We start from the raw sequence: 1,856 nt of genomic DNA, 5'->3' as shown, positions 1-1,856 counted from the left end.
TTCAAGGGTGGCTGCTTCTAGGCAAACCTCCTAGTTGTCTAGGCAATCTCACCTCCTTTATCACTTAGTGATGATTTGGGGACCTTAGCTGGTGGTCTGGGCTGTTTCCCTCTTGACAATGAAGCTTATCCCCCACTGTCTCACTGGCTGTGTGTTCTCTGGGTATTCTGAGTTTGTCTCGATTTGGTACCGGTCTCCCAGCCCGCACCGAAACAGTGCTTTACCCCCCAGATTTAATCACAACCGCTGCGCCTCAACACATTTCGGGGAGAACCAGCTAGCTCCTGGTTCGATTGGTATTTCACCCCTAACCACACCTCATCCGCCGATTTTTCAACATCGGTCGGTTCGGACCTCCACTTGGTGTTACCCAAGCTTCATCCTGGACATGGTTAGATCACCAGGGTTCGGGTCTATAAACACTGATATCTCGCCCTCTTCAGACTCGGTTTCCCTTTGGCTCCAGCATTCTCGCTTTAACCTACCAGTGCCTATAAGTCGCCGGCTCATTCTTCAACAGGCACGCGGTCATCCGTTAAATCGGACTCCCACTGCTTGTAAGCTTATGGTTTCATGTTCTATTTCACTCCCCTTCCGGGGTTCTTTTCACCTTTCCCTCGCGGTACTTGTTCACTATCGGTCACACAGTAGTATTTAGCCTTACGAGGTGGTCCTCGCTGATTCACATGGAATTCCTCGTGCTCCATGCTACTCGGGATTCAGCTACTATCCTTTGACTTTCAACTACGGGACTTTCACCCCCTCTGGTACAGTATTTAGCTGTTTCGTCTAGCCTCTAGATTCGATATTGCTGTCCCACGACCCCAAAGGATAAATCCCTTGGTTTAGGCTCTTCCCCTTTCGCTCACCACTACTTAGGGAATCTCTAGTTTGATTTCTCTTCCTCCAGCTACTAAGATGTTTCAGTTCGCTGGGTTGGCTCTTTCCTGTCTATATATTCAACAGGTAGTACATAGGGTTGCCCCATTCGGATATTTCCGGCTCTTAGTTTGCTTCCAACTCCCCGGAACATTTCGTCGGTAACCACGTCCTTCTTCGCCTCTGTGTGCCTAGGTATCCACCATTAGCCCTTATTAGCTTGACCACAATGTCTGCTTGTTTGCTTTCACATCCATCTCAATGTCTGTGTCTGCGGTGCTTTTTCTCTTTCTCTTATGCAGTTTTCAAGGTTCTGGCTGGAATTTAACCCAGCAGTCAAAAACTATTATCATGTCAATAGTTTCAGTTGCTGTTTTTTTCCAAATGTGGAGGTTAGCGGACTCGAACCGCTGACATCCTGCTTGCAAAGCAGGCGCTCTACCAACTGAGCTAAACCCCCCTACTAAATTTTGGATTTGCGATTTTGGATTGGTTGTTTATTTCAATCTAAAATCTAAAATCGCCAATCTAAAATTCTTCAGGTGGGCCATCCTGGACTCGAACCAGGGACCTCACCCTTATCAGGGGTGCGCTCTAACCACCTGAGCTAATAGCCCTTATCGAACCAAACCATAGTTTGAAAGCTTTACTTCAAGTCTGCGACCGACCTTGGGATAAACCGAAGTCTAGGTTTTTTGTCTAGGTCTTGATTTTTGACTTTTGACTTTTGCCTTTTGACTTGATTTGGGTCTCCCTAAAAGGAGGTGATCCAGCCACACCTTCCGGTACGGCTACCTTGTTACGACTTCACCCCAGTCATCAGTCCTACCTTAGGCATCCCCCTCCTTGCGGTTGGGGTAACGACTTCGGGCGTGACCAACTTCCATGGTGTGACGGGCGGTGTGTACAAGGCCCGGGAACGAATTCACTGCAGTATGCTGACCTGCAATTACTAGCGATTCCTCCTTCACGAAGGC

2 tRNA genes and 2 rRNA genes are annotated in these 1,856 nt (G+C 48.2%); all 4 read right to left on the bottom strand.

The annotated features are described in order from the left end of the window. Window positions 1-1,105, bottom strand: a 23S ribosomal RNA gene (locus tag IQ228_RS25595); the annotation flags it as partial. Window positions 1,106-1,266: 161 nt separating this feature from the next. Beyond that, window positions 1,267-1,339, bottom strand: a tRNA-Ala gene (locus tag IQ228_RS25590). Between the two features lie 83 nt (window positions 1,340-1,422). After that, a tRNA-Ile gene (locus tag IQ228_RS25585) sits at window positions 1,423-1,496 on the bottom strand. 140 nt (window positions 1,497-1,636) lie between these two features. Continuing rightward, window positions 1,637-1,856 (bottom strand): 16S ribosomal RNA (locus IQ228_RS25580); the annotation flags it as partial.

It is taken from the genome of Dolichospermum sp. LEGE 00246 (genome assembly GCF_015207865.1).
GTDB classification, from domain to species: domain Bacteria; phylum Cyanobacteriota; class Cyanobacteriia; order Cyanobacteriales; family Nostocaceae; genus Dolichospermum; species Dolichospermum heterosporum.
This window is presented reverse-complemented; position numbering and strand designations above follow the sequence as displayed.